Consider the following 22522-nt stretch of genomic DNA (forward strand, 5'->3'; position numbering starts at 1 on the left):
CTTGGCAGCGGCCGTGGCCTTGCCGGCTGGGGCTGCTGGTGCAGGTTTTGCCGCCGGAGCTGGAGCCGGGGCCGCAGCCACCGGTGCTTTTTGTGCAGGTTCTGCGGCGCTGTTGTTGGTCGCCTTATCGGAACCGAACGACCACCAATGGCCACCTTCTGCGTCATTTTGTGGCGTTTGAGCACAACCGGTAACTGTGAGGCAAATGGCCAGGGCTAAAGACTTGTTCGACGACATGGGATATCCACAAAATGAGATAAATAATTACGGTCTGAACGACCCGTAAACAGACGCTTGGAAATTATAAAAGCCACAAGGTTCCACCTTGCAGCTATTCCAGCATGTTTAAGCAAAAAAGTTCTTAACAGCAACCTTTTTACAGACAATCCGACAAAACCCTCGCCAGCTTCTGCGCCCGCGGATCCATCAATACATAAGGCCCCAGGGTATTTGTCACAAAACCGAAGGCCACATCATGCTCCGGGTCAGCAAAACCGCTGGAGCCGCCCGCCCCCGGGTGACCAAAGGCCCGGGCACCCAGGCCAAAGGTCGCGTTCGGCACATCCGGTTGGTCCAGCATGCAGCCCAGGCCGAAACGGGTCTGGGTCAGCAGGGTCTTGTCCATGCCAATGCTGTGCTCACGGGTCAACTCGTCGAGCATGTCCGCTTCCAGCAGGCTGCCATCGAGCAGGCCGCTGTAGAAACCGGCCAGGCTGCGGGCATTGCCATGCCCATTGGCCGCCGGCTGCTGCATGCGTCGCCACTCAGGTTTGTTGGTGCTGGTCATGATAGACGGCGGATTGGTAAACGCCCGGGTGGTCATGGCCGTGGGTTCGCGCAGGGTCACCTGCAGCAGGCGCTGGGCCGCGGCATCACCGACATTGCCCTTGCCCCGGGCAATATGCGCCACCCGGTAGAACTCCGAATCCGCCAGGCCGACGTGAAAATCCAGGCCCAATGGCTTGGCCACGCGAGCCACGATCGACTCCCCTGGCCCCCGGCCATCGGCCCGGCGCAGCAATTCGCCGATCAGCCAGCCGTAAGTGATGGCGGCGTAGCCATGACCTTCACCCGGCGTCCACCAGGGTTGCTCCGCGGCCAGGGCGTCAACCATGGTCTGCCATTCGTACAGCGCCTGCGGCGCGAGCATCTCGCGCAGCGCCGGCAGGCCGGCCTGATGGCACAGCAACTGACGCAGGGTGATGGCTTGTTTGCCGGCGGCGGCGAATTCAGGCCAGTACTGCGCCACCGGCGCGTCCAGCTTGAGCTTGCCTTCGGCCACCAGTTGCAGCGCGGTCACTGCGGTAAAGGTCTTGGTGCAGGAGAACAGGTTGGCAATGGTGTCGCTGTGCCAGGCCTCGGCACCGTCCTTGTCGGCAGTACCGGCCCAGAGGTCGATCACGGTTTCACCGCCGACCTGAATGCACAGCGCCGCGCCGCGCTCCTGGGGGTCTTCAAAGAGGGCCGCGAAGGCTTCACGCACGGCCTCGAATTTAAGCTCGTAATGACCTTGAATCTGCACCCGTGACTCCCTCCGAACCCATGCTCTACAAAGTGGCGCGCATTGTTTCAGCCCCAGGCGGTTTTGGGAACAGATGCCACCGGTGATCAAGTTCGCGCGAACCCGGGACGCCCGAGGCGTTTTGCCCAGGGGCCAGCGGATACGAAAGGGGCAGCCTGCAAGCTGCCCCCTCGTGATCAATGACCGTTGCCGGAATGCCCGCCTGCGTGGCCGGCAGCGCCTTCCTTGCTGTCGTGAGCCTTTTTGCCGCCGTCGCCACCATGGCTTTCGGCAGCGGCAGCCTTGTCGGCTTCAGCCTTGGCCTTTTCGACCTCGGCGCCCAACTGATTGACGGTCAGCAGGTTGCTCTTGCGCACACTGTCGACGAACCCCTGGAACGGCAGGTCGGTGATGCCCACCAGACCGAAGTGGCCATTCTCGCCATCCAGCAGGCGACCGGTCACCGGCTGGTCGAGGTACTGGAACCAGTGCACACCGACAATCGACGGCTCGCTGATCGCCTGCTTGAGGAAGTTGGCATAGGCCGGCGCGCGATCTTCTTCACGGGCCAATTCGGTCACGCCACCCCAGAACGGGCCACGGTCACGGGAGCCGAAGTTGAATTCGGTGATCAGTACCGGCTTGTCCAGGCTGCGCAGTTGGGCGAAGTCATAACCGTCCTGGGGCTTGAGGGTGTACATGTTGAAGCTCAACACGTCGCAGTACTGGGCACAGGAGGTCACGGCCTCCGGGGTGCTGATGGCAAAACGACCGCCCAGCAGCAAGTGGTTCGGCGCATGCCACTTCAGCGAATCGGAGATGGTCTTGAAGTAGGTATCGGCAAACACCTTCTGGAAGTATTTGAAGTCGGCTTCGATTTCCGGGTGCTCGGGGTTTGGCAGCGGCGGCTCGAAACCCGGGTCTTCCATCAGCTCCCAGGCGGGCAGATCAATGCCCCAGGCCTTCGACAGGCCGGCCTGGTTACGGTATTTGTCGCGCAACTGCTTGAGGAACGCCCGTTTGGCCGGCACGTCGGTGGTCATGCGCAAGGTGCCGTAGGCCAGGGCATAGCGGGCTTTCGGGCCATCGCCAGGACCGGCCCAGGCCAGTTCGTTGTCGGCAAAGTAGCCGATCAGCCAGGGGTCATCCCGATGGTCGCGGGCGGCGATGGCCACCGCACGCTCGGTGGCCATGGCAAAACGCGGGTCGAACGGGTCGGGCATGCCGCCCCACCAGTCGCTGCCGGTGCTGATGCTGGCGTAGTCGCCGACGATCGACAGCGGCAAGGTGTAAGGCACCCGGGCTTTATCTTCAAGCGCCGAGGCGCTCCAGTTACCGACGGTGTTGAAGCCCCAGGCCTGCAAGCGATCCTGGGTGTGGCTGACCCAGCGTTTTGTATCCAGGGCCTCCGGGGCGCACGGCGCGGTCGGCGCAGTGGCGGGCGCGGCAGTCTGGTGCGCCTGCCGGGCCTCGGCCTTGGCCGCATCGGCGTTCCCGGGCTGGGTTTCGCTGCCGGCTGCGCACGGCACGCCGTAGGTGCGCTGCACGTTGGCCGCATAAAAGTCGTACCAGCGGCCGCTATTAAAAGCGCGGCCCTGGTCGGCGCCGTTGCCGCCACGGTTATCGCCCTCGCCGTAAAAACCGGCCAGGGGCTCACCGGGCTTGGGCAGGGCCGGGAACATCCATTCGCGGCCGGCTATATAGGTCTGGCTGTTCTCGGCCGTGACCGCATTGACCCCCAGGGAATAAAACGGATGGCCTTCGGGGGTAACCAGGTACCAGCGCCCGTCACGCTTCTCGGTGCGGAAAAACCCGCTGGCCTTGAACGGTGCACCCTTGTCCCAGCCGCCGAATTTGTCCAGGGCACTGCGTTCGCGCTCGGCCAGCCAGGTCTTGAGCTGCTGCTGTTCCTTGCTCGCTGCGCTCTTCAACTGATCGTCGCTGCTGATTTTTTCCGGCCAGCGGGCGCGAGTCGACTGGCCGTAGCCATCCACCAGCGAACCGTAGACCGCCTTGACCACGCCCTCGCCGTCCTGCACGCCGAAACGCTCAAGCAGAATGCTCTGGGCGGCCTTGGGTTGTTCCATCGACAGGGTGACCGACACCACCTGACTGCGATCCAGCTCACCCTGGCTGCTGGCCAGCAGAATGCGCTGCCCTTCAACGGTCGTCGGCATCGGCGGCCCGGCCTTCATGCCCTGGCTCAACGGCGAACTGGCCACCAGAGGCACCAACAGGGTTTGCGCCGGGCCGGCCGGCAGGTCGATGCGGCTGACCAGGCTCTTGCCGTCATTGCTCTGGATTGTCACGTAGAGGGTCAGGGCCCAGTTCATCGCGCTCTGGATGCGCAGGCTCATCATTCCCGATTGCGACCAGTCCCAGGCACCACTTTGCGGGCTCAGGCGCAGGCTCGGCTGCGCCGCCGGGTTGAAGGTGACCCGCCGCAGCACTTCACCTTCGGCCGTTTGCTCTGCGTTGGATTGCGGCAGGCCGGCATCCTGTGTCGTCACCTGGACCACAGCCGCGGGCCGGACAAAGTTGAACAGCGTCTGCTGTCCGGCAGGCGCGGCAAGCAGCGGCGCGGCGAACATCAGAGCCAATACGGCGGGCAACGAACGGCGAATCATATGAACCAGGTTCTCCCTAATGACCGATAAACGGCCGGTGTTGAATCGGTGACATGAAATAGACAGCGCGGGAAGCAAATCAGCAGACCGCGCTCAAGAAATTTCCCGCCGGAACGGCGGCAAGGCATTGAGGATAGCCTTGCCGTAGCGCTGGGTGACCAGGCGCCGGTCCAACAGGGTGATGGTGCCGCGGTCCTGCTCGGTACGCAGCAGGCGACCGCAGGCCTGGACCAGCTTGAGCGAGGCATCGGGCACCGAGATTTCCATGAACGGATTGCCGCCCCGGGCCTCGATCCACTCCGCCAGCGCGGCCTCAACCGGATCATCCGGCACCGAGAACGGGATCTTGGCGATCACCACGTGCTCGCAGTAGGCCCCGGGCAAGTCCACGCCTTCGGCGAAGCTGGCCAGGCCGAACAGGACGCTGGATTCACCACCGTCGACCCGCGCCTTGTGCTTGTTCAGGGTTTCCTGCTTCGACAGGTTGCCCTGAATGAACACTTGCTTGCGCCAGTCGCGGTCCAGGCCGTCGAACACGTCCTGCATTTGCTTGCGCGAGGAGAACAGCACCAGGGTGCCGCGCGAGCCTTCCACCAGTTCCGGCAGGTCGCGGATGATGGCCGCGGTATGGGCCGGCGCGTCCCGCGGGTCGGCCTTGAGGTCCGGGACCCGCAGCACGCCGGCATCGGCGTGATGGAAGGGGCTGGGGACCACGGCGGTCACGGCTTTTTTCGGCAGGCCGGCGCGCATGCGGAACCGATCGAACGTGCCGAGGGCCGTCAGGGTGGCCGAAGTCACCAAGGCGCCATAGGCCACGTTCCACAGGTTACGCCGGAGCATTTCCGCCGCCAGGATCGGGCTGGCGTTGACCTCGATATCGAACAACGAGCCACTTTCAGCCAGGGTCAGCCAACGGGCCATGGGCGGGTTGTCTTCCGGGTCTTCGGTGGTGAAGGCGGTCCACAGCTCCCAGTTGCCCTGGGCCCGGGACAGCAGGCTGCCGAACAGTGGGTACCATTCTTCGGCCTGGTTGCTGGCGATGCCGATATTGACCTCGCCATCCATGCCTTCCTTGAGCAGGTCGGTGAGGCGGGTGAACAGGTCGGTCAGGCGCGAAAAGCCCTTCTTCAGCTCGATGCCCATCTCGCGCATGTGCTCGGGGATGACCCCACCGACAAACCGATGGCGCGGCCGCTCGCGGCCCTCCATGTCTTCGCCGGTCTTGAAGTCGGCCAGTTGTTCGCAGGCGGTGAACATGAACTGCTGCTGGGTCTTGATCTCCCGCGCCAGCTCCGGCACCTGCTCGATCAGCTTGCCGAGGTCGCCCGGCAGCGGATGCTGGGCCAGCAGCTTGGTCAGGTTCTTGGCGGTCTGCTCCAGCCAATCGGCGGTGGAACGCAGACGGGTGTAGTGGGCGAAGTGGCCGATGGCCTTGTCCGGCAGGTGGTGACCTTCGTCGAACACGTACAGCGTGTCACGCGGGTCAGGCAGCACGGCACCACCGCCCAGGGCCAGGTCGGCCAGGACCATGTCGTGGTTGGTGACAATCACGTCGACCTTGCCCATGCCTTCACGGGCCTTGTAGAAGGCGCACTGGCCGAAGTTCGGGCAATGGCGATTGGTGCACTGGCTGTGATCGGTGGTCAGGCGCGTCCAGTCGGAGTCTTCGAGGGCGGTGGGCCAGCTGTCGCGGTCGCCGTCCCATTTATTGCCGGCGAGTTTCTCGATCATGCTGGTGAACAGCTTCTGGCTGGCTTCATCGACTTCGATCTTGAAGCCTTCTTCCTCGAACAACTGGGCCGTGGCGGTTTGCGCGTGGCCTTCCTGCAGCAGCATGTCGAGTTTGGACAGGCACATATAGCGCCCGCGGCCCTTGGCCAGGGAGAAGGTGAAATTCAGCCCGCTGTTGCGCATCAGGTCGGGCAGGTCTTTGTAGACGATCTGCTCCTGCAGGGCGACGGTCGCGGTGGCGATCACCAGGCGCTTGCCGGCGGCCTTGGCGGTGGGGATGGCGGCCAGGCTGTAGGCCACGGTTTTCCCGGTACCGGTGCCGGCTTCCACGGCCACTACGGCGGGGTCGCCACTGCGCCGACCTTCTTCATCGGTATCGATGTCGCCAAGGACCTTGGCCACTTCGGCGATCATCAGGCGCTGGCCATAACGCGGCTTGAGGCTCTTGGCTTCGAGAAAACGCGAGTAGGCGCCCTGGATCGTGGTTTTGAGTTCGTTGCTGATCATGGTCTTTGGGCGCGAAAAACGCTGGATAAATTTTCAGTGGTTCGGATCGGCCGCTATCATAACCCGCTAATTCATCCCGCGCAGAACGGAGTACCCGAATGACAGCCTTTGCCCTTGCTTACACCCTGCATGTCCTGGCGGCCCTGGTCTGGGTCGGCGGCATGTTTTTCGCCTGGATGGTGTTGCGTCCGGCGGCTGGGGCGGCACTTGAAGGCCCGGCGCGCCTGAAGCTCTGGATACAAGTGTTTCAGCGTTTTTTTGTCTGGGTCTGGGTCGCGGTGGTGGTTTTGCCGATCAGCGGCGTCGGCCTGATCCAGCTGCGCTTCAACGGCTTCGAGACCGCACCGCGTTATGTGCAGGTGATGATCGGCCTGTACCTGGTGATGACCGCGCTGTTTATCCGCATCCAGTCGCTGCAGTTGCCGGAGCTGCGTAACGCGGTGGTGGCCGAGGACTGGCCGGCAGGCGCTGCGGCTCTGGGCAAGATCCGCCGCCTGGTGGGCTGCAACCTGATTATCGGCCTGGTGCTGGTGGCCTTGGCTGCGGCGCGGCCGATGTTCTAGGGCCGGTACGAAAACGGGCCGGTACGTGTAAGGAAACGTACCGGCCCGGATTAACGCCCTGGCAGGCGCGCGCCTGCCTTACAACCGCTGCAGCGTCACCGAACCCGCTGGCCCTGCGGGCCCCGGCTGGCCTTCAGCTCCCGGGCGGCCACTCTTGCCACCGTCGGCACGATAGACGTAGCAGCCCTTGGACTTGCCACCCGCGCCCGGCTTGCCCGCAGGCCCCGCCAGACCGCCAGCGCCGCCATCGACCACGACCTTGATCTGCTCGGCCGGATAGTCACGGGGCAGTTCCACCCGAACCTGTGCCCCCGGCGCGCCCGGACGGCCATCGCCGCCGTTGTCGCCATCGGCACCGCGCCCGGCCTGGCCCCAGGTGCAGCCCGGTTCCTGGCCGTTGGCCCCATCCAGGCCGACAAACCCCGGAGCCCCGGCACCGCCACGGGCATCCACCGACAACTCCGGGCCATTCAGCGATTCAATGCGCAACGCAAGATTGCGCCCGGCCTTGGCCGGTTTTTGATAAGTGCCCGGGGCACCGCGCGAGGTGATCTGGCTGCCCGGTTCCAGCTCGGCATGCCGCACCTTCAGTTGCAATGCCTGTTCGGCGGGGACAATGGCGATCCGAGCCTCACGGCCCAGGCGCAGCTCACCGACCTGAAGCTCGGTGACATTGGACGGGATCAACAAGGTGCCGTAGTCGGACACCTCCAGGCGCTCCAGTTGCAGGGTGCTGGTGGTGTTGGGCAAGCGCATCAGGGAGTTGGTTTCCACCGTCACCACTTGGGCCACGGCCAGGGGGCTGCACAGCAGCGCCAGCAGGCAGAATTTACGCATGATCGGCCTCCAGGCGGGGCGAATGGGGGATGCCTTGCAGATGAAAAATCCCCACCAACAGGATCTGCAGGCGATCCCGCCAAGGGTTGCTGCGACCTTTGAGGCTGCCGTTGAACAGCACCAGCTCCAGCAAATGGGTGAGCAACAGCAGGCTGCCCGCCAGATTGACCAATAAATGCAGCGGATTGATCAACGGCTTGGCCAGGTTGATCAGCACCACCAGCCAGAACACCAGGGTCAAGATTTTCCCCAGCCCCCAAAAGACCTTCATACGCTCCCCCTATGTGAATTTTTCTTTGCGCGCACAGTAACGACTAATCCCGGGAATTAGCCAGCGCCTGGAAAAAATTCTTCGACATACAGGGTCAAGGACCAGCGGCAAACCGCTGCGGGGGGCACCAAACAGGGGAAAGCCCCTGGATAGCCGCCATCACGGCCACCAAGGGGCAAGGCTGCTTATATAGAAGGATCAGCGGTTGATCTTGATTTCCGTGCGCCGGTTCAGGGCGCGACCTTCAGCGGTTTTGTTGTCGGCCACGGGCTGACTTTCACCGGCACCGGACACCGAGACGAAGCTGCTGCGTGGCACGCCGGCGTTGATCAGGTAATCGGTTACCGAATGCGCACGTTTCTCCGAAAGCCGCAGGTTATAGGCATCACTACCAACACTGTCGGTGTGCCCGGTCACGCGCAGTTGCGCCGACGCGGCTTCCTGCTTCAGGCGTGTGGCGATGGTGTCGAGCTTGGTTTTATCGGCACCGGTCAGCCTGGCCGAGTCGAACTCGAAGTGCACATCGCGGATGACGATGGTTTCTTCCTTGACCACTACGACCTCTTCGACCACCGCCACCGGAACCGGTGGGCAGCCATTGGCATCGACCGGCACGCCTTTAGGCGTGTGCGGGCACTTGTCGCGGCTGTCCGGCACGCCGTCGCCGTCTTCGTCGCCATCGCCGTGCACCCAGCAATAGGCACCGGCCAGGCCGCCTACCACCAAGGCGCCACCGCCGGCCCAGGACGCGCTTTCGGTCGCACCGAGCGCCGCACCGGTGACACCCCCGACGGCGGCACAGGTCGGCCAGTCGGTTTTCTGCAAACCTGCGCAACCAGTCAACACACTGGTTAGCAGAACCAAGGGTAGTGCTGTGCGAACTATGCTCATCAAGGTGTTCTCCGTAGGGGATCGGCCCGGAGCCGATTCAGGGAGTAAAGACCGCGCTTTTAATCTGCGCCAGCAATAGGCCATGGCGGTTTGGGTCCTGTATTTGTTGGGGGCTTGGGCTATTTCGAGACAAGCGCTCTAGGCCCGGGCGTTCGGGCGCGCTAGTCTCTGCAGTTCTGATTGAGGATCTTCGATGACTGCTGGTATTTCTTCGCGCACGCCCCAGCAAGCCCTGGCGGCGCTGCTGGACCGCTATGCCCCACAACACCTGCTGCTGATCGGCGCCAGCGACTTCCCGGCCCTCGCCGCCTTCAAGCAGGCGCACCCCGACTGCCAGGTTGCCCAAACCGCGCCCGGCCCCTTGCCGGCGGAACTGGCGGCACGCCGTTTCGACCTGGCGGTGGTGGTCGATTGCCTGGAACACCTGCCCAAGCGCGATGGCCTGAACCTGCTCGGCGGGATCCGCAACCTCAACGCCAGCCGCATTGCGGTACTGGCCGACCTGGCGGCCTGCGGCTGGCAGGAAACGGACTTCTTCTCCCTGGCATTGCAGGCCAGCGAACGCTTCCAGCGTGAGGAGCAGGTGCTGACCCTGTTTACCTACGATCTGCTTGAATACAAGCAAGTGCCGGACTGGCTCAACTCACGGTTCTGGGCCAACCCGGAAAACTTCGGAAAGTATTGGTGGTAACGCAATGAGTATGTCGATTTGTCCTTGTGGTAGCGGCACCCTGCTGGATGCCTGCTGCGGCCATTACCACGCCGGCCATCCGGCCCCCTGTGCCGAAGCGCTGATGCGTTCGCGCTACAGCGCCTATGTCCTGGGCCTGGTGGACTACCTGGTGGCCACCACCCTGCCGGTGCAGCAGGCCGGCCTCGACCGCCAGGCCATCAGCGACTGGAGTGCTCAAAGCACCTGGCTCGGGCTGGAGGTGGAAAGCTCCGAAGTCTTCGGCGGCCAGCCCGAACACGCCTTCGTCACCTTCACCGCGCGCTGGCATGACAGCAACGGCGAGCACAGCCACCGCGAGCGCTCCTCGTTCGTACAGAACAACGGCCACTGGTACTTCATCGACCCGACAGTCGGGTTCAAGGCCGGCCGCAACGACGCCTGCCCTTGCGCCAGCGGGCAGAAATACAAGAAATGCTGCGCCAGCTACCTCACCCCTTGAGCCCCTGACCGTAACCCACCCCTTACCCCGCGCCCACGGTTGCTAGACTGGGAGTTCAAACGGAGTAATGGCATGGTTTCTGAGCTGCGCGTATTAAGGACAATCAGCCTGCTTTGGGTGCTAGGCCTCTCGGGGTGCGCGTCCTGGTTCGTCGATGACACCGTCGATCCCCAGGTGCACCTGGTCAAGGTCGAAGTGATTCGCGCCAATATGCTGGAGCAGCGCTTTCGCCTGCTGTTTCGCGTCGACAACCCCAACGACTCCGACCTCACGGTGCGCCACCTGTCGTACCGGATCCACCTCGACCGCCTGCTGCTGGCCGAGGGCGAGCACGAACACTGGTTTACCGTGGGCCCCAAAAGCAGCGGTTATTTCAAGGTGGCGGTGCGCACCAACCTCTGGCCTCAGGTGCGCGATGTGGTGAAATTGCTGCGCAACCCGCGACAACCCATCCCCTATCGCCTGGAAGGCGAGTTGGAAACCGGATTATTCATCGGCTATGACGTGCACCTGAAGCGCAATGGCGAGATAATTCCCGGCGATTTTATTCCGGAGTGACACCGATGACCCAGCAACCCCATGTCCATGGCCCTGACTGCAACCACGATCACGATCATGACCACCACGCTCATGATCACGACCATGGCCATGTACACGGTCCGCATTGCAACCATGCGCCCCAGGAACCGGTGCGCAATACCCTGAAAGACGTCGGTCGCAACGACCCATGCCCATGCGGCAGCAGCAAGAAGTTCAAGAAGTGCCACGGCGCTTGATGCACTGATCCCCCTGTGCAGCCATGACCACGCGGTGCGACCCGCACCGTGTGGTCATGGTTACCGGGCTTTTATAGAAGCTCAGCGCTATTGATCACGGTGGCATATTCGCCGTGCAGGTTACCCAGGGACATCCCGTGCACCTCATGCGCCGAACGCGGCCGACCAAAGAAGTCGAGTTTGTCGAAGGTGTAGCAGGCGTCCTCGACCACCCAGGTCGCAAACCCCAGATTGCCCGCGGTACGCGCCGTTGCCTCCACCGAGTTGTGGGTGGCCACGCCGACGATGACCAATTGCCCGATCCCCGCCTTGCGCAATAACCCTTCCAGCCCGGTGCCCGAGAATGCATCCGGCACCTGTTTCTGAATCAACCCCTCACCAACTCCCGGCACAAACTGCGGCTGGAACTCCACCCCCGATTGCTCGGGCCAGAACACCGAATCCGGCGAACGGGACAGATGCTGCACGTGGATCACCGGGCGCGCGGCTTGGCGCCACCTGGCCAGAAGCTCGGCCATGCGCTCCTCGGCCTGGGGATTGTTGCGCGGGCCGAGCTTGGGGTGAAGGATCCCCTGTTGCTGGTCGATCAGAATCAGCGCTGCGTTGGCATCGAGCTCCATGCTGGTTTTCTCCGGGTTGGGCCATTGAATTCTGCGCACTTCAGCATCACCTCCTCTTACAGGCAAGCCGACGCGCGCTAACAGGACGACCTAATGCCATTGTTTGCTGTCCCTATTTGAAGACCCGTCCCAGCTGGAGAGCTCCATGATCGACCTGTATTACTGGACCACCCCCAACGGCCACAAGATTTCACTGTTCCTCGAAGAAGCCGGCCTGCCCTATGAAGTTCACCCGGTGAATATCGGCCAGGGCGAACAGTTCAAACCGGACTTTCTCAAGATCGCCCCCAACAACCGGATCCCGGCGATTGTCGATCACCAGCCCGAGGATGGCGGCGCGCCGCTGTCGCTGTTCGAGTCCGGGGCGATCCTTTTGTACCTCGCAGAAAAGACCGGGCAGTTCCTGCCCAAGGACCTGCGCGGACGCCAGGAGGCCCTGCAGTGGCTGTTCTGGCAAATGGGCGGGCTGGGGCCGATGGCGGGCCAGAACCATCACTTCAGCCACGCCGCCCCGGAGAAAGTCCCCTACGCGATCAAGCGCTACATCGACGAAACCGCGCGCCTGTATGGGGTGCTGGACCGGCGCCTGGCCGACCGCGACTTCGTTGCCGGCAGCGAGTACAGCATTGCCGACATGGCGATCTATCCCTGGATCGCTTCCTACAAGAAGCAGAGCCAGCACCTGGAGGACTTCCCCCATGTGCAGCGCTGGTTCAACCGCATCCAGGCGCGACCCGCCACCGAACGCGCCTATGCCATCGTGCAGCGGGTCAACCCGAGCTGATACCCCGGCGCAATCGCCCCATTGCCGGCAGGCCGCGTCCCGCTGAACCCAGACGCGCCTGCCTTCGATCGCTATTTGCCCGGCAAAGCACAAATACCCGCTGCCCCGGCTTGCGCGGCACTCGCCTGCTCACTAACGTAGCGCCTTTATTGACGCTACCCCCGCAGGAGCTTTGCCATGGCCTCGCCAGCCCTCACACATTTTCTTCCCCGGTTCGGCGTTGCCGCGGCAGTGGCCGGCGTTCTCAGCCTGGCCGGTTGCCAGTCATGGAACACCCAGGACACCGTGCCCCCCTCCTCCGGCGTGCAGCCGCTCAAGGGCCTGGCGCAGAACGTTTCGGTGCGGCGCAATGCCATGGGCATGCCGCTGATCGAGAGCAACAGCTTCCACGATGCGCTGTTTACCCTGGGGTACGTGCACGCCAGCGACCGCATCCATCAAATGGTGACCCTGCGCCTGCTGGCCCAGGGCCGCCTGGCAGAAATGTCCGGCGCCGAAGTGCTGGACGTCGACCGCCTGATGCGCAGCGTCAACCTGAAAAAGAGCGCCGACGAGCTGTACAAAGCCTCCTCGCCACGCATCAAACGCTTCTTCGAGGTCTATGCCCGCGGCGTCAACGCCTACCTGTTCCGCTACCGCGACAAGCTGCCGCCGGACCTCGCGGCCACCGGCTACAAGCCTGAGTACTGGAAACCCGAAGATTCGGCGCTGATCTTTTGCCTGCTGAATTTCGGCCAGTCGGCCAACCTGCAAGAAGAAATCAACGCCCTGGTACTGGCGCAGAAAGTCGGCGCCGACAAGCTGGCCTGGCTGACCCCAAGCTACCCGGACGAGCCGCTGCCATTTGCCGAGGCAGAAAAACTCAAGGGCATCGCCCTCAATGTGCCGGGCCTGGCGCAAATCAGCGGGGCCGCCGAGCGCCTGAGCGCGCTCAACCCGCTGGGCATCACCAGCGCCAGCAACCTGGCCATCGCCCCGCAGCGCAGCCGCAGTGGCCGCAGCCTGCTGGCCGCCGACAGCCACATGCAGGCCTGGAACTACGTGCAGATCCGCGCACCGAAGTACCAGGCAGCCGGCGCTTCGATTGCCGGCCTGCCGGCGATAATCCAGGGCTTCAACGGCAAGGTGGCCTGGAGCCTGAGCGCAGTCAACGGCGACAACCAGGACCTGTTCCTGGAAAAACTCAAGTTCCAGGGCAACGCCCTGTACTACCTGGCGGGCGGCAAATGGCAGCCGGCCGGCGTGCGCAACGAGACCTTTTTCGTCAAAGGCCAACGGCCGATTCGCGAAGCCGTGTACGAAACCCGCCACGGGCCCCTGCTCAACAGCGGCCAGGGCACAACCCTCGCCAGCGGCTACGGTTTGGCCCTACAGATGCCGGACCTCAAGGACGACAAGAGCCTGGACGCGTTCTTCGACCTGTCCCGGGCGCAAAACGTCGAGAAGGCCTCGGATGCCAGCCGCGAGATCCGCGCCATCGCGCTGAACATGGTGTTCGCCGATGCCAGCAATATCGGCTGGCAAGTCACCGGGCGCTTCCCCAACCGCCGTGAAGGCCAGGGCCTGCTGCCTTCGCCAGGCTGGGACGGGCGCTACGACTGGGACGGTTACGCCGACCCGATGCTCCACCCCTACGACCAGGACCCGGCCCAGGGCTGGCTCGGCACCGCCAACCAGCGGATCATCACCCAGGGCTACGGCATGCAACTGTCCAACTCCTGGCACGCCCCGGAGCGCGGCGAGCGCATGGCGCAACTGGCCTCCAGCGGCAAGCAGGACAGCCGCAGCCTGATCGCCCTGCAATACGACCAGGGCACCACCTTTGCCGCCAAGCTGAAGAAAATGTTCGAAGCGCCGGGCATGTCCCAGCCGCTGAAAAAAGCCATCGACGCCCTGCCTGAAGCCGACCGCAGCAAAGCGCGCGAAGCCTACAGCCGCTTGCTGGCGTTTGATGGCAAGCTCAGCGCCGGCTCGGCGGATGCGGCGATCTACGAGCTGTTCCTCCAGGAAAGCGCCAAGCAGATCTTCCTCGACAAGCTCGGCCCATCCACCAGCGCCACCTGGAAAGCCTTTGTCGCCAACGGCACATTGTCCTACTCGGCCCAGGCCGCGCACCTGCTCGGCGAAGAAGACAGCCCGTTCTGGGATGACTCGCGCACCGCGCAAAAGGAAGACAAGCCGGCAATCCTCGCCCGCAGCCTGGCCGCCGCCATCAGCGCTGGCGAAACCCAGCTCGGCGCTGACCGCAAAGCCTGGCAGTGGGGTAAGTTGCACAGCTACAGCTGGACCAACAGCAGCGGCCAAACCATCCGTGGCCCACTGCAAATGGGCGGCGACCACAGCACCCTGAACGGCGGCGCCTACCGCTGGGGCCAGGACTTCGCGGTGACCGACACGCCCGCACTGCGCTTTATCGTCGACTTCGGTCAGAGCGAGCCGCTGATGGGCGTCAACAGCAGCGGCCAGTCCGGCAACCCGGCCAGCCCGCACTACGCCAACGCCATCGACCCGTGGCTCAAGGGCCAGTACCTGAGCCTGCCGCTGCAACCGCAGAACTTCGAGCGCAGCTACGGCAAGACCCGCCTGACCCTGGTCCCCGGCAAGTAAGCCGCCCTGCCCGCCCGGCATTCCAATGCCGGGCGGGCGTCCGGCCTTGAGCCACGCCCTCCCCCCATACTCGATCGAACTTCTCCCGCGCCGCCCGCCTCCTACTTAGCAAGCCCACTGCTCCTGGCACTTTCCATGGACCTTGTGATTGCGCGCCCTGAAGGTTTGTACTGCACGGCCGGGGATTTCTATATCGACCCCTGGCGCCCGGTCGAGCGCGCCGTGATTACCCACGCCCATGGCGACCATGCCCGCGGCGGCAATCAGCATTACCTGGCCGCAACCCCGGGGGCAGGCATCCTGCGCTCGCGCCTGGGCCCGGCCATCAACCTGCAAACCCTCGACTACGGCGAACGCCTGCTGCACCACGGCGTGACCTTGAGTTTTCACCCCGCCAGCCATGTGCTGGGCTCGGCCCAGGTGCGCCTGGAATACCGCGGCGAAGTCTGGGTCGCCTCCGGTGACTACAAGGTCGAGCCCGATGGCACCTGCGCGCCGTTCGAGCCGGTGCGGTGCCATACCTTTATTACCGAGTCGACCTTTGGCCTGCCGATTTATCGCTGGCAGCCGCAGGCCGAAATCTTTGCCGAGATCAATCAGTGGTGGCAGGGCAACATCGCCGCCGGCAAGGCCAGCGTGTTGTTCTGTTACTCGTTCGGCAAAGCCCAGCGCATTCTCCACGGCATCGATGCCGGCCTCGGGCCGATCCTGGTCCACGGCGCGGTGGAGCCACTGAACCAGGTGTATCGCGCAGGTGGCGTCCATCTGCCGCCGACCCTGTACGCCGGCGATGTCGACAAGAACGACCCGCTGATGCGCCAGGCACTGGTACTGGCCCCGCCCTCGGCCGGCGGCAGCAGCTGGATGCGGCGCTTTGGCGACTACAGCGATGCCTTTGCCAGCGGCTGGATGCGCCTGCGTGGCACCCGCCGGCGGCGCGGCGTCGATCGCGGTTTTGTGCTGTCTGACCATGCCGACTGGCCCGGGCTGCTGTGGGCCATCCAACAGACCGGCGCGCAACGGGTGCTGGTGACCCACGGCTCAGTCGCGGTGCTGGTGCGTTACCTGTGCGAGCAGGGCCTGGACGCCCAGGGCTTCAGCACCGAATACGGCGATGACGAAGACGACAACCCCACCCCGGAACCCGCCACCGAGGGCGCGCCATGAAAGCCTTTGCCAGCCTCTACGCCGACCTGGACGCCACCACCTCGAGCAACGCCAAACTGGCCGCCATGCAGGCCTACTTCGCCCAGGCGGCGCCGGAAGATGCGGCCTGGGCGGTGTACTTTCTGTCCGGCGGCCGGCCCCGGCAACTGGTGCCGACCCGCACCCTGCGCGAGCTGGCCATGACCCTGTCCGGGCTTGAGCCCTGGCTGTTCGAAGAAAGCTACCAGGCCGTTGGCGACCTCGCGGAAACCATCTCCCTGGTGCTGCCCGAATCCCCCCATGGCTCGAACGAAGGCCTGGCCCGGTGGATCGAGGACAAACTCCTGCCCTTGCGCGGCGCACCGGCCGAGACCCTGGCCGCACAACTGCCCCGACTCTGGGCGCAACTGGACCGGCCAAGCCTGATGCTGTGCATCAAGTTGATCACCGGCAGCTTTCGCGTCGGCGTCTCCAAACTGCTGGTGACCCGGGCCCTGGCGGCCATGGCCGGGCTCGACAGCAAACGGGTGGCGCAGCGCCTGGTGGGCTACACCGATTTGGCGCACCACCCCGACGCCGCCAGCTACCTCAAGCTGATCGCCCCGGAGTCGGCCGATGAGCACGCACAACGCGGTGGCCAGCCTTACCCGTTTTTCCTGGCGCACGCCCTGGCCCAGCCGGTGGAAAACTTCGAGGCGCTGCTGGGTCCGGTCAGCGACTGGCAAGTGGAATGGAAGTGGGATGGCATCCGCGCGCAACTGGTCAAGCGCGAGGGCCGGCTGTGGATCTGGTCCCGGGGCGAAGAGCTGGTCACCGAACGCTTTCCCGAACTGCTGGTCCTGGGCCAGCGCCTGCCGGATGGCACGGTCATCGACGGCGAGATCGTGGTCTGGAAAGCGCCCGCGCCGGATAACGCCGTGCCCGGCGCGGTGCCGGCCCCGTCAGTGCAGCCCTTTGCCCTGCTGCAACAGCGCATTGGTCGACGCAATGTGAGCAAGAAGATCCTCGCCGACGCCCCGGTGGTGCTGCTGGCCTACGACCTACTGGAGTGGCAAGGCCAGGACTGGCGCAACCAGCCCCAGGCGCAGCGCCGCAGCCAACTCGAGCAGTTGATCAAGGATTGCGCCAGCCCGCTGCTGTTGTCCTCCGAGGTTGTGCAGGGCCGGGACTGGTTCGACCTGGCGCGCCAGCGCGATACGTCCCGCAGCCTGGGGGTGGAGGGCATGATGCTCAAGGCCCGCGATGCGCTCTATGGGGTGGGCCGGACCAAGGACATGGGCGTGTGGTGGAAGTGGAAGGTCGAGCCGTTCAGCGTCGATGCGGTGCTGATTTACGCCCAGCGCGGCCATGGCCGGCGCGCCAGTCTCTACAGCGATTACACCTTTGCCGTGTGGGATGGCCCGCCCGGCGCCAGCGAGCGCAACCTGGTGCCGTTTGCCAAGGCCTATTCCGGGCTGACCGATGAAGAGATGCGCAAAGTCGACAGCATCGTGCGCAAGACCACAGTCGAGAAGTTCGGCCCGGTGAGCAGTGTTACCCCAAGCCTGGTGTTCGAGCTGGGATTCGAGGGCATCGCCCTGTCCAAGCGCCATAAAAGCGGGATTGCCGTGCGCTTCCCGCGCATGCTGCGCTGGCGCCAGGACAAGCGCGTCGAAGACGCCGACAGCCTCGCCACCCTCCAGGATCTATTGGGCTGAACCCCTGTCAGCCGCGGTTTGCACCTTATTGATGCAGCGCCGGACGCATGCCCGATTTCGGCGCACGGGTCGCACCGGCAAACCACTCGTGCCACCTTTTAAAACACTTGTTCGGGACTCTGGTTCGGAAATTGCTACTTTCATTAAGTCTGCTGCATTCCAGTAACAGTACCCATGCGCCACAAGCGCTCATATTGGTTTTTAGGGATTGAATAATGAAAAAAGCATTGCTGACCCTTTCTGCACTGGCTCTCTGCATGGCCGCCGGTTCCGCGCTGGCCAAGGAATACAAAGAACTGCGTTTTGGCGTCGACCCCTCCTATGCCCCCTTTGAATCCAAAGCCGCCGACGGCAGCCTGGTGGGCTTCGATATCGACCTCGGGAATGCGATCTGCGCCGAGCTCAAGGTCAAGTGCAAATGGGTAGAAAGTGACTTCGACGGCATGATCCCTGGCCTCAAAGCCAACAAATTCGACGGTGTGATCTCTTCCATGACCGTCACCCCGGCCCGTGAAAAGGTCATCGACTTCTCCAACGAACTGTTCTCCGGCCCGACCTCCTTCGTGTTCAAAAAAGGCGCAGGCCTGAGCGAAGACCTCGCTTCCCTCAAGGGCAAGACCGTCGGCTACGAGCAAGGCACCATCCAGGAAGCCTACGCCAAGGCCGTGCTGGACAAGGCCGGGGTCAAGACCCAGGCCTACCAGAACCAGGACCAGGTCTACGCCGACCTGATCTCCGGGCGTCTCGATGCGTCGATCCAGGACATGCTGCAAGCCGAACTGGGCTTCCTCAAGTCGCCACAAGGCGCGGATTACGAAGTCAGCAAGCCGGTGGACAGCCCATTGCTGCCAGCCAAGACCGCCGTCGGCATCTCGAAAGGTAACAAAGACCTCAAGGCCCTCCTCGATAAAGGTATCAAAGCGTTACACGATGATGGCACCTACGCCACCATCCAGAAAAAGCACTTCGGCGACCTGAATCTCTACAGCGGTAAGTAATGCTCTGGCGCCCATCTTCGATGGGCGCTTTTTTATCGCCACAGGTCCCTGATTTATGTTCGAAGAATTCTTGCAAACCCTAGGGCTTTCCGCCTTCAGCCTGAAGGGTTTCGGCCCCCTGCTGCTGGAAGGCACCTGGATGACCATCAAGCTGTCCGTGTTGTCGCTGTTGGTCGCCGTCCTGCTCGGCCTGATCGGCGCCAGCGCCAAACTCTCCAGCCTGGCCCTGCTGCGGGTCCCGGCCCAGCTCTACACCACGCTGATTCGCGGGGTGCCGGACCTGGTGCTGATGCTGCTGATTTTCTACAGCCTGCAAACCTGGCTGACCTCCTTCACCGACTTGATGGAATGGGAATACATCGAAATCAACCCATTCAGCGCCGGGGTCATCACCCTGGGCTTTATCTACGGCGCCTACTTCACCGAAACCTTTCGCGGCGCGATCCTCGCCGTGCCCCGGGGCCAGGTCGAAGCCGCCACCGCCTATGGCCTCAAGCGCGGCCAGCGCTTTCGCTTCGTGGTGTTTCCGCAAATGATGCGTTTCGCCCTGCCGGGCATCGGCAATAACTGGATGGTGATGCTCAAGGCCACCGCGCTGGTCTCGATCATCGGCCTGGCCGACCTGGTCAAGGCTGCCCAGGATGCGGGCAAGAGCACCTACCAGCTGTTCTACTTCCTGGTCATCGCGGCGCTGATCTACCTGTTGATCACCAGCGCCTCGAACGTCGTCCTGCGCTGGCTCGAACGCCGCTACGCCGCCGGTTCCCGGGAGGCCGTACGATGATCGAACTCCTGCAGGAATACTGGCGGCCGTTCCTCTACAGCGACGGCTACAACATCACCGGGCTGGCCATGACCATGTGGCTGCTCAGCGCCTCGATCTGCATCGGTTTCCTGGTGTCGATCCCGCTGTCCATCGCCCGGGTTTCGCCCAAGCGTTACATCCGCTGGCCGGTGCAGTTCTACACCTACCTGTTTCGCGGCACCCCGCTCTATATCCAGCTGCTGATCTGCTACACCGGGATCTACAGCATTGCCGCGATCCGCGCGCAGCCGGTGCTGGATGCGTTCTTTCGCGATGCCATGAACTGCACCATCCTCGCCTTCGCCCTCAACACCTGCGCCTACACCACGGAGATCTTCGCCGGGGCGATCCGCAGCATGGCCCACGGCGAAGTCGAGGCGGCCAAGGCCTATGGCCTCAGCGGCTGGAAGCTGTATGCCTACGTGATCATGCCCTCGGCCCTGCGCCGCTCGCTGCCCTACTACAGCAACGAAGTGATCCTGATGCTGCACTCCACCACCGTGGCCTTCACCGCGACCATCCCGGATGTGCTGAAAGTCGCGCGCGATGCCAACTCGGCCACCTTCCTGACCTTCCAGTCGTTCGGGATTGCAGCGGTGATCTACCTCTGCGTGACCTTCGCCCTGGTCGGCCTGTTCCGCCTGGCCGAACGTCGCTGGCTGGCCTTCCTCGGGCCGACCCACTAGGACTTGCACATGCGCCACCAGATCCACGACTTGCTCGCCCCGCTGCCCGGCACTGCGCGGCAGATCCACAGCTTCCACTTCGGGCCGCAGCACGCCGCCGGCAAAATCTATATCCAGGCGTCCCTGCACGCCGATGAAATGCCCGGCATGCTGGTGGCCTGGCACCTGAAACTGCGCCTGGCGGAGCTCGAAGCCGCCGGCCAGCTGCTCAGTGAAATCGTCCTGGTGCCGGTGGCCAACCCGGTGGGCCTGGAGCAGGTGCTGATGGACGTGCCCCTGGGGCGCTACGAGCTGGAAAGCGGGCAGAACTTCAACCGTGGGTTCGTCGACCTTGGCGAACAGCTGGGCAACGCCCTCGAAGGGCAGTTGGGTGACGACCCGCAACTCAACCTGGAACTGATCCGCGCCAGCCTGCGCCAGGCCCTGGACCTGCACAGCGCGACCACCCAGCTGCAATCCCAGCGCCTGACCCTGCAACGCCTGGCCTGCGACGCCGATATGGTGCTCGACCTGCACTGCGACTTCGAAGCCGTGGCCCACCTCTACACCACCCCCGAAGCCTGGGAGCAGGTCGAGCCCCTGGCGCGCTACATCGGCGCCGAGGCCAGCCTGCTGGCCACCGACTCTGGCGGACAGTCGTTCGACGAATGCTTCACCCTGCTCTGGTGGCAGTTGCAGCAGCGCTTCGGCGAACGTTTCGCGATCCCCCAGGGCAGTTTTTCCGTGACCCTCGAACTGCGCGGCCAGGGCGACGTCAACCACGGCCTGGCCAGCCTCGACTGCCAGGCCCTGCTGGATTACCTGACCCACCACGGCGCCATTGCCGGCGAGGCGCCACCCTTGCCCGAGCTGCCCTACCCGGCCACGCCCCTGGCAGGCGTCGAACCGGTGACGACCCCGGTCGGCGGCCTGCTGGTGTTCACCGCCTTGCCGGGGGAGTACCTGGAAGCCGGGCAACTGGTGGCGCAAGTCATCGACCCGATCCACGACCGGGTAACCCCGATTCATTGTCGCCACGCCGGGCTGCTGTATGCCCGTTCGCTGCGGCGCATGGCCACCGCCGGCATGGTCATCGCCCATGTCGCCGGCCGCGAAGCCTATCGCAGCGGCTACCTACTTTCGCCTTGAGGATGTTCGCTCCATGTACAAACTAACCATCGAAGGCCTGCACAAGTGCTACGGCGACAACGAAGTGCTCAAAGGCGTTTCGCTCAAGGCCAGGACCGGCGACGTGATCAGCCTGATCGGCGCCAGCGGCTCGGGCAAAAGCACCTTCCTGCGCTGCATCAACTTTCTGGAAACCCCCGACGACGGCGCCATGAGCCTGGACGGCCAGCAGATCCGCATGGTCAGCGACCGCCACGGCATGCGCGTGGCCGACGATGACGAGCTGCAACGGATCCGCACCCGGCTGGCCATGGTGTTCCAGCACTTCAACCTGTGGAGCCACATGACCGTGCTGGAAAACATCACCATGGCCCCGCGCCGGGTGCTGGGGGTGAGTAAAAAGGACGCCGAAGACCGTGCCCGGCGCTACCTGGACAAAGTCGGGCTGCCGGCGCGGGTGGCCGATCAGTACCCGGCGTTTCTCTCGGGCGGCCAACAACAGCGGGTGGCCATCGCCCGCGCCCTGGCCATGGAACCGGAAGTGATGCTGTTCGACGAACCGACCTCGGCCCTGGACCCGGAGCTGGTGGGCGAAGTGCTGAAAGTGATCCAGGGCCTGGCCGAAGAAGGCCGGACCATGATCATGGTCACCCACGAAATGAGCTTTGCGCGCAAGGTTTCGAGCCAGGTGCTGTTTCTGCACAAGGGCCTGGTGGAAGAAGAAGGCACCCCGGAAGACGTGCTGGGCCATCCGAAAAGCGAACGCTTGCAGCAGTTCCTCAGCGGCAACCTCAAGTAACCGGGGGCGCCGCCTTGAGCGGCGCCACGGCCAACGCGATTAAACTAGTCGCCCGCTCCCGCGGTCTCTGAATCAGGAAGTTCAGAGCGCACGCCCCGGCATGGCCAAGACCTGCGACTACGCACACCAATGGTTCAACACCCAAGGCTGGAAGCCCTTCACCTTTCAAAAGGCCGTGTGGGCGGCGGTCAAGCGTGGCCAGTCGGGGGTGCTGCACGCCAACACCGGCGCCGGTAAAACCTACGCCCTGTGGTTTGCCGCGCTCAATCGCTACGCCAGCTCCACCGCCCCCGGCACCGGCGATGCTCCACGCCGACGCAAGCCCGTGGCGCCCCCGCTGACCGTGCTCTGGATCACCCCGATGCGCGCCCTGGCCGCCGACAGCGCCCGTGCGCTG

General features: G+C 64.0%; 22 protein-coding genes and 1 pseudogene. 15 read left to right on the plus strand and 8 right to left on the minus strand.

Annotated elements, in window-relative coordinates; genetic code table 11:
* The 4 genes and pseudogenes from CF161_RS33260 to dinG all read right to left on the minus strand — a co-directional run.
* Positions 1–237: pseudogene (locus CF161_RS33260) on the minus strand (OmpA family protein); the annotation flags it as partial.
* Positions 238–376: 139 nt separating this feature from the next.
* A complete protein-coding gene (locus tag CF161_RS13740; protein WP_020297191.1) occupies positions 377–1522 on the minus strand; it encodes a serine hydrolase domain-containing protein in 1146 nt (381 codons plus the stop codon).
* 176 nt (positions 1523–1698) lie between these two features.
* The gene (locus tag CF161_RS13745; RefSeq protein WP_020297192.1) at positions 1699–4128 is read right to left on the minus strand and encodes a hydrolase; all 2430 of its coding nucleotides are present in this window, start codon (positions 4126–4128) and stop codon (positions 1699–1701) included.
* Between the two features lie 93 nt (positions 4129–4221).
* Positions 4222–6366, minus strand: a complete 2145-nt coding sequence (gene dinG / locus CF161_RS13750) for an ATP-dependent DNA helicase DinG (RefSeq protein ID WP_020297193.1) — start codon at positions 6364–6366, stop codon at positions 4222–4224.
* 98 nt (positions 6367–6464) lie between these two features.
* Between dinG and CF161_RS13755 the strand changes: the two genes are divergently transcribed.
* Positions 6465–6929, plus strand: coding sequence for a CopD family protein (locus tag CF161_RS13755; RefSeq protein WP_020297194.1), 465 nt, complete (start codon positions 6465–6467; stop codon positions 6927–6929).
* Between the two features lie 78 nt (positions 6930–7007).
* Here CF161_RS13755 and CF161_RS13760 read toward each other — a convergent pair whose 3' ends face one another.
* From CF161_RS13760 to CF161_RS13770, 3 genes are all read right to left on the minus strand, one after another.
* Positions 7008–7766: a hypothetical protein gene (locus CF161_RS13760; RefSeq protein WP_020297195.1), complete on the minus strand. Its 759-nt coding sequence runs from the start codon at positions 7764–7766 to the stop codon at positions 7008–7010.
* Positions 7759–8037, minus strand: a complete 279-nt coding sequence (locus CF161_RS13765) for a DUF1145 domain-containing protein (RefSeq protein WP_020297196.1) — start codon at positions 8035–8037, stop codon at positions 7759–7761. Before CF161_RS13765 ends, CF161_RS13760 begins: the two co-directional genes overlap by 8 nt.
* Positions 8038–8235: 198 nt before the next feature.
* On the minus strand, positions 8236–8928 hold the full coding sequence (locus CF161_RS13770; RefSeq protein ID WP_043229394.1) for an OmpA family protein: 693 nt from the start codon (positions 8926–8928) through the stop codon (positions 8236–8238).
* A 193-nt stretch (positions 8929–9121) separates the two neighbouring features.
* On the opposite strand from CF161_RS13770, the gene CF161_RS13775 reads away from it, so the two are divergent.
* The 4 genes from CF161_RS13775 (at position 9122) to CF161_RS32245 (ending at position 10876) form a co-directional block, all read left to right on the plus strand.
* A complete protein-coding gene (locus CF161_RS13775; RefSeq protein WP_020297198.1) occupies positions 9122–9619 on the plus strand; it encodes a DUF6231 family protein in 498 nt (165 codons plus the stop codon).
* A 4-nt stretch (positions 9620–9623) separates the two neighbouring features.
* Positions 9624–10100 carry a YchJ family protein gene (locus CF161_RS13780; RefSeq protein WP_043229396.1) on the plus strand — a complete coding sequence of 159 codons (477 nt, stop codon included), beginning with the start codon at positions 9624–9626 and terminating at the stop codon, positions 10098–10100.
* 72 nt (positions 10101–10172) lie between these two features.
* The gene (locus CF161_RS13785; protein ID WP_043229400.1) at positions 10173–10658 is read left to right on the plus strand and encodes an LEA type 2 family protein; all 486 of its coding nucleotides are present in this window, start codon (positions 10173–10175) and stop codon (positions 10656–10658) included.
* A 5-nt stretch (positions 10659–10663) separates the two neighbouring features.
* Complete coding sequence (locus CF161_RS32245) at positions 10664–10876, plus strand: SEC-C metal-binding domain-containing protein (protein WP_043229401.1); 213 nt, start codon at positions 10664–10666, stop codon at positions 10874–10876.
* 71 nt (positions 10877–10947) lie between these two features.
* Here CF161_RS32245 and CF161_RS13795 read toward each other — a convergent pair whose 3' ends face one another.
* Positions 10948–11496: a cysteine hydrolase family protein gene (locus CF161_RS13795; protein WP_020297202.1), complete on the minus strand. Its 549-nt coding sequence runs from the start codon at positions 11494–11496 to the stop codon at positions 10948–10950.
* Between the two features lie 145 nt (positions 11497–11641).
* Between CF161_RS13795 and CF161_RS13800 the strand changes: the two genes are divergently transcribed.
* The 10 genes from CF161_RS13800 to CF161_RS13845 form a co-directional block, all read left to right on the plus strand.
* Positions 11642–12280, plus strand: a complete 639-nt coding sequence (locus CF161_RS13800; RefSeq protein ID WP_020297203.1) for a glutathione binding-like protein — start codon at positions 11642–11644, stop codon at positions 12278–12280.
* A gap of 177 nt (positions 12281–12457) precedes the next feature.
* Positions 12458–14887, plus strand: a complete 2430-nt coding sequence (locus CF161_RS13805; protein WP_020297204.1) for a penicillin acylase family protein — start codon at positions 12458–12460, stop codon at positions 14885–14887.
* A 135-nt stretch (positions 14888–15022) separates the two neighbouring features.
* Positions 15023–16054, plus strand: coding sequence for a ligase-associated DNA damage response exonuclease (locus CF161_RS13810; protein WP_020297205.1), 1032 nt, complete (start codon positions 15023–15025; stop codon positions 16052–16054).
* Positions 16051–17730, plus strand: coding sequence for an ATP-dependent DNA ligase (locus tag CF161_RS13815; protein WP_020297206.1), 1680 nt, complete (start codon positions 16051–16053; stop codon positions 17728–17730). The genes CF161_RS13810 and CF161_RS13815 overlap by 4 nt, the downstream gene beginning before the upstream one ends.
* Before the next feature lie 215 nt (positions 17731–17945).
* Entirely contained in the window at positions 17946–18728 is a 783-nt protein-coding gene (locus CF161_RS13820; RefSeq protein WP_020297207.1) for a transporter substrate-binding domain-containing protein, read from the plus strand.
* A 55-nt stretch (positions 18729–18783) separates the two neighbouring features.
* The gene (locus CF161_RS13825; protein WP_020297208.1) at positions 18784–19512 is read left to right on the plus strand and encodes an ABC transporter permease; all 729 of its coding nucleotides are present in this window, start codon (positions 18784–18786) and stop codon (positions 19510–19512) included.
* Positions 19509–20219, plus strand: a complete 711-nt coding sequence (locus CF161_RS13830) for an ABC transporter permease (RefSeq protein ID WP_020297209.1) — start codon at positions 19509–19511, stop codon at positions 20217–20219. Before CF161_RS13825 ends, CF161_RS13830 begins: the two co-directional genes overlap by 4 nt.
* 9 nt (positions 20220–20228) lie before the next feature.
* Positions 20229–21347, plus strand: a complete 1119-nt coding sequence (locus tag CF161_RS13835) for a succinylglutamate desuccinylase/aspartoacylase family protein (protein ID WP_020297210.1) — start codon at positions 20229–20231, stop codon at positions 21345–21347.
* Positions 21348–21360: 13 nt separating this feature from the next.
* Positions 21361–22125, plus strand: a complete 765-nt coding sequence (locus CF161_RS13840) for an ABC transporter ATP-binding protein (protein WP_020297211.1) — start codon at positions 21361–21363, stop codon at positions 22123–22125.
* A gap of 100 nt (positions 22126–22225) precedes the next feature.
* On the plus strand, positions 22226–22522 hold a 297-nt coding region (locus CF161_RS13845), incomplete at its 3' end, for a DEAD/DEAH box helicase (RefSeq protein WP_020297212.1).

Source organism: Pseudomonas sp. CF161, assembly GCF_000416215.1.
Taxonomy (GTDB): Bacteria; Pseudomonadota; Gammaproteobacteria; order Pseudomonadales; family Pseudomonadaceae; genus Aquipseudomonas.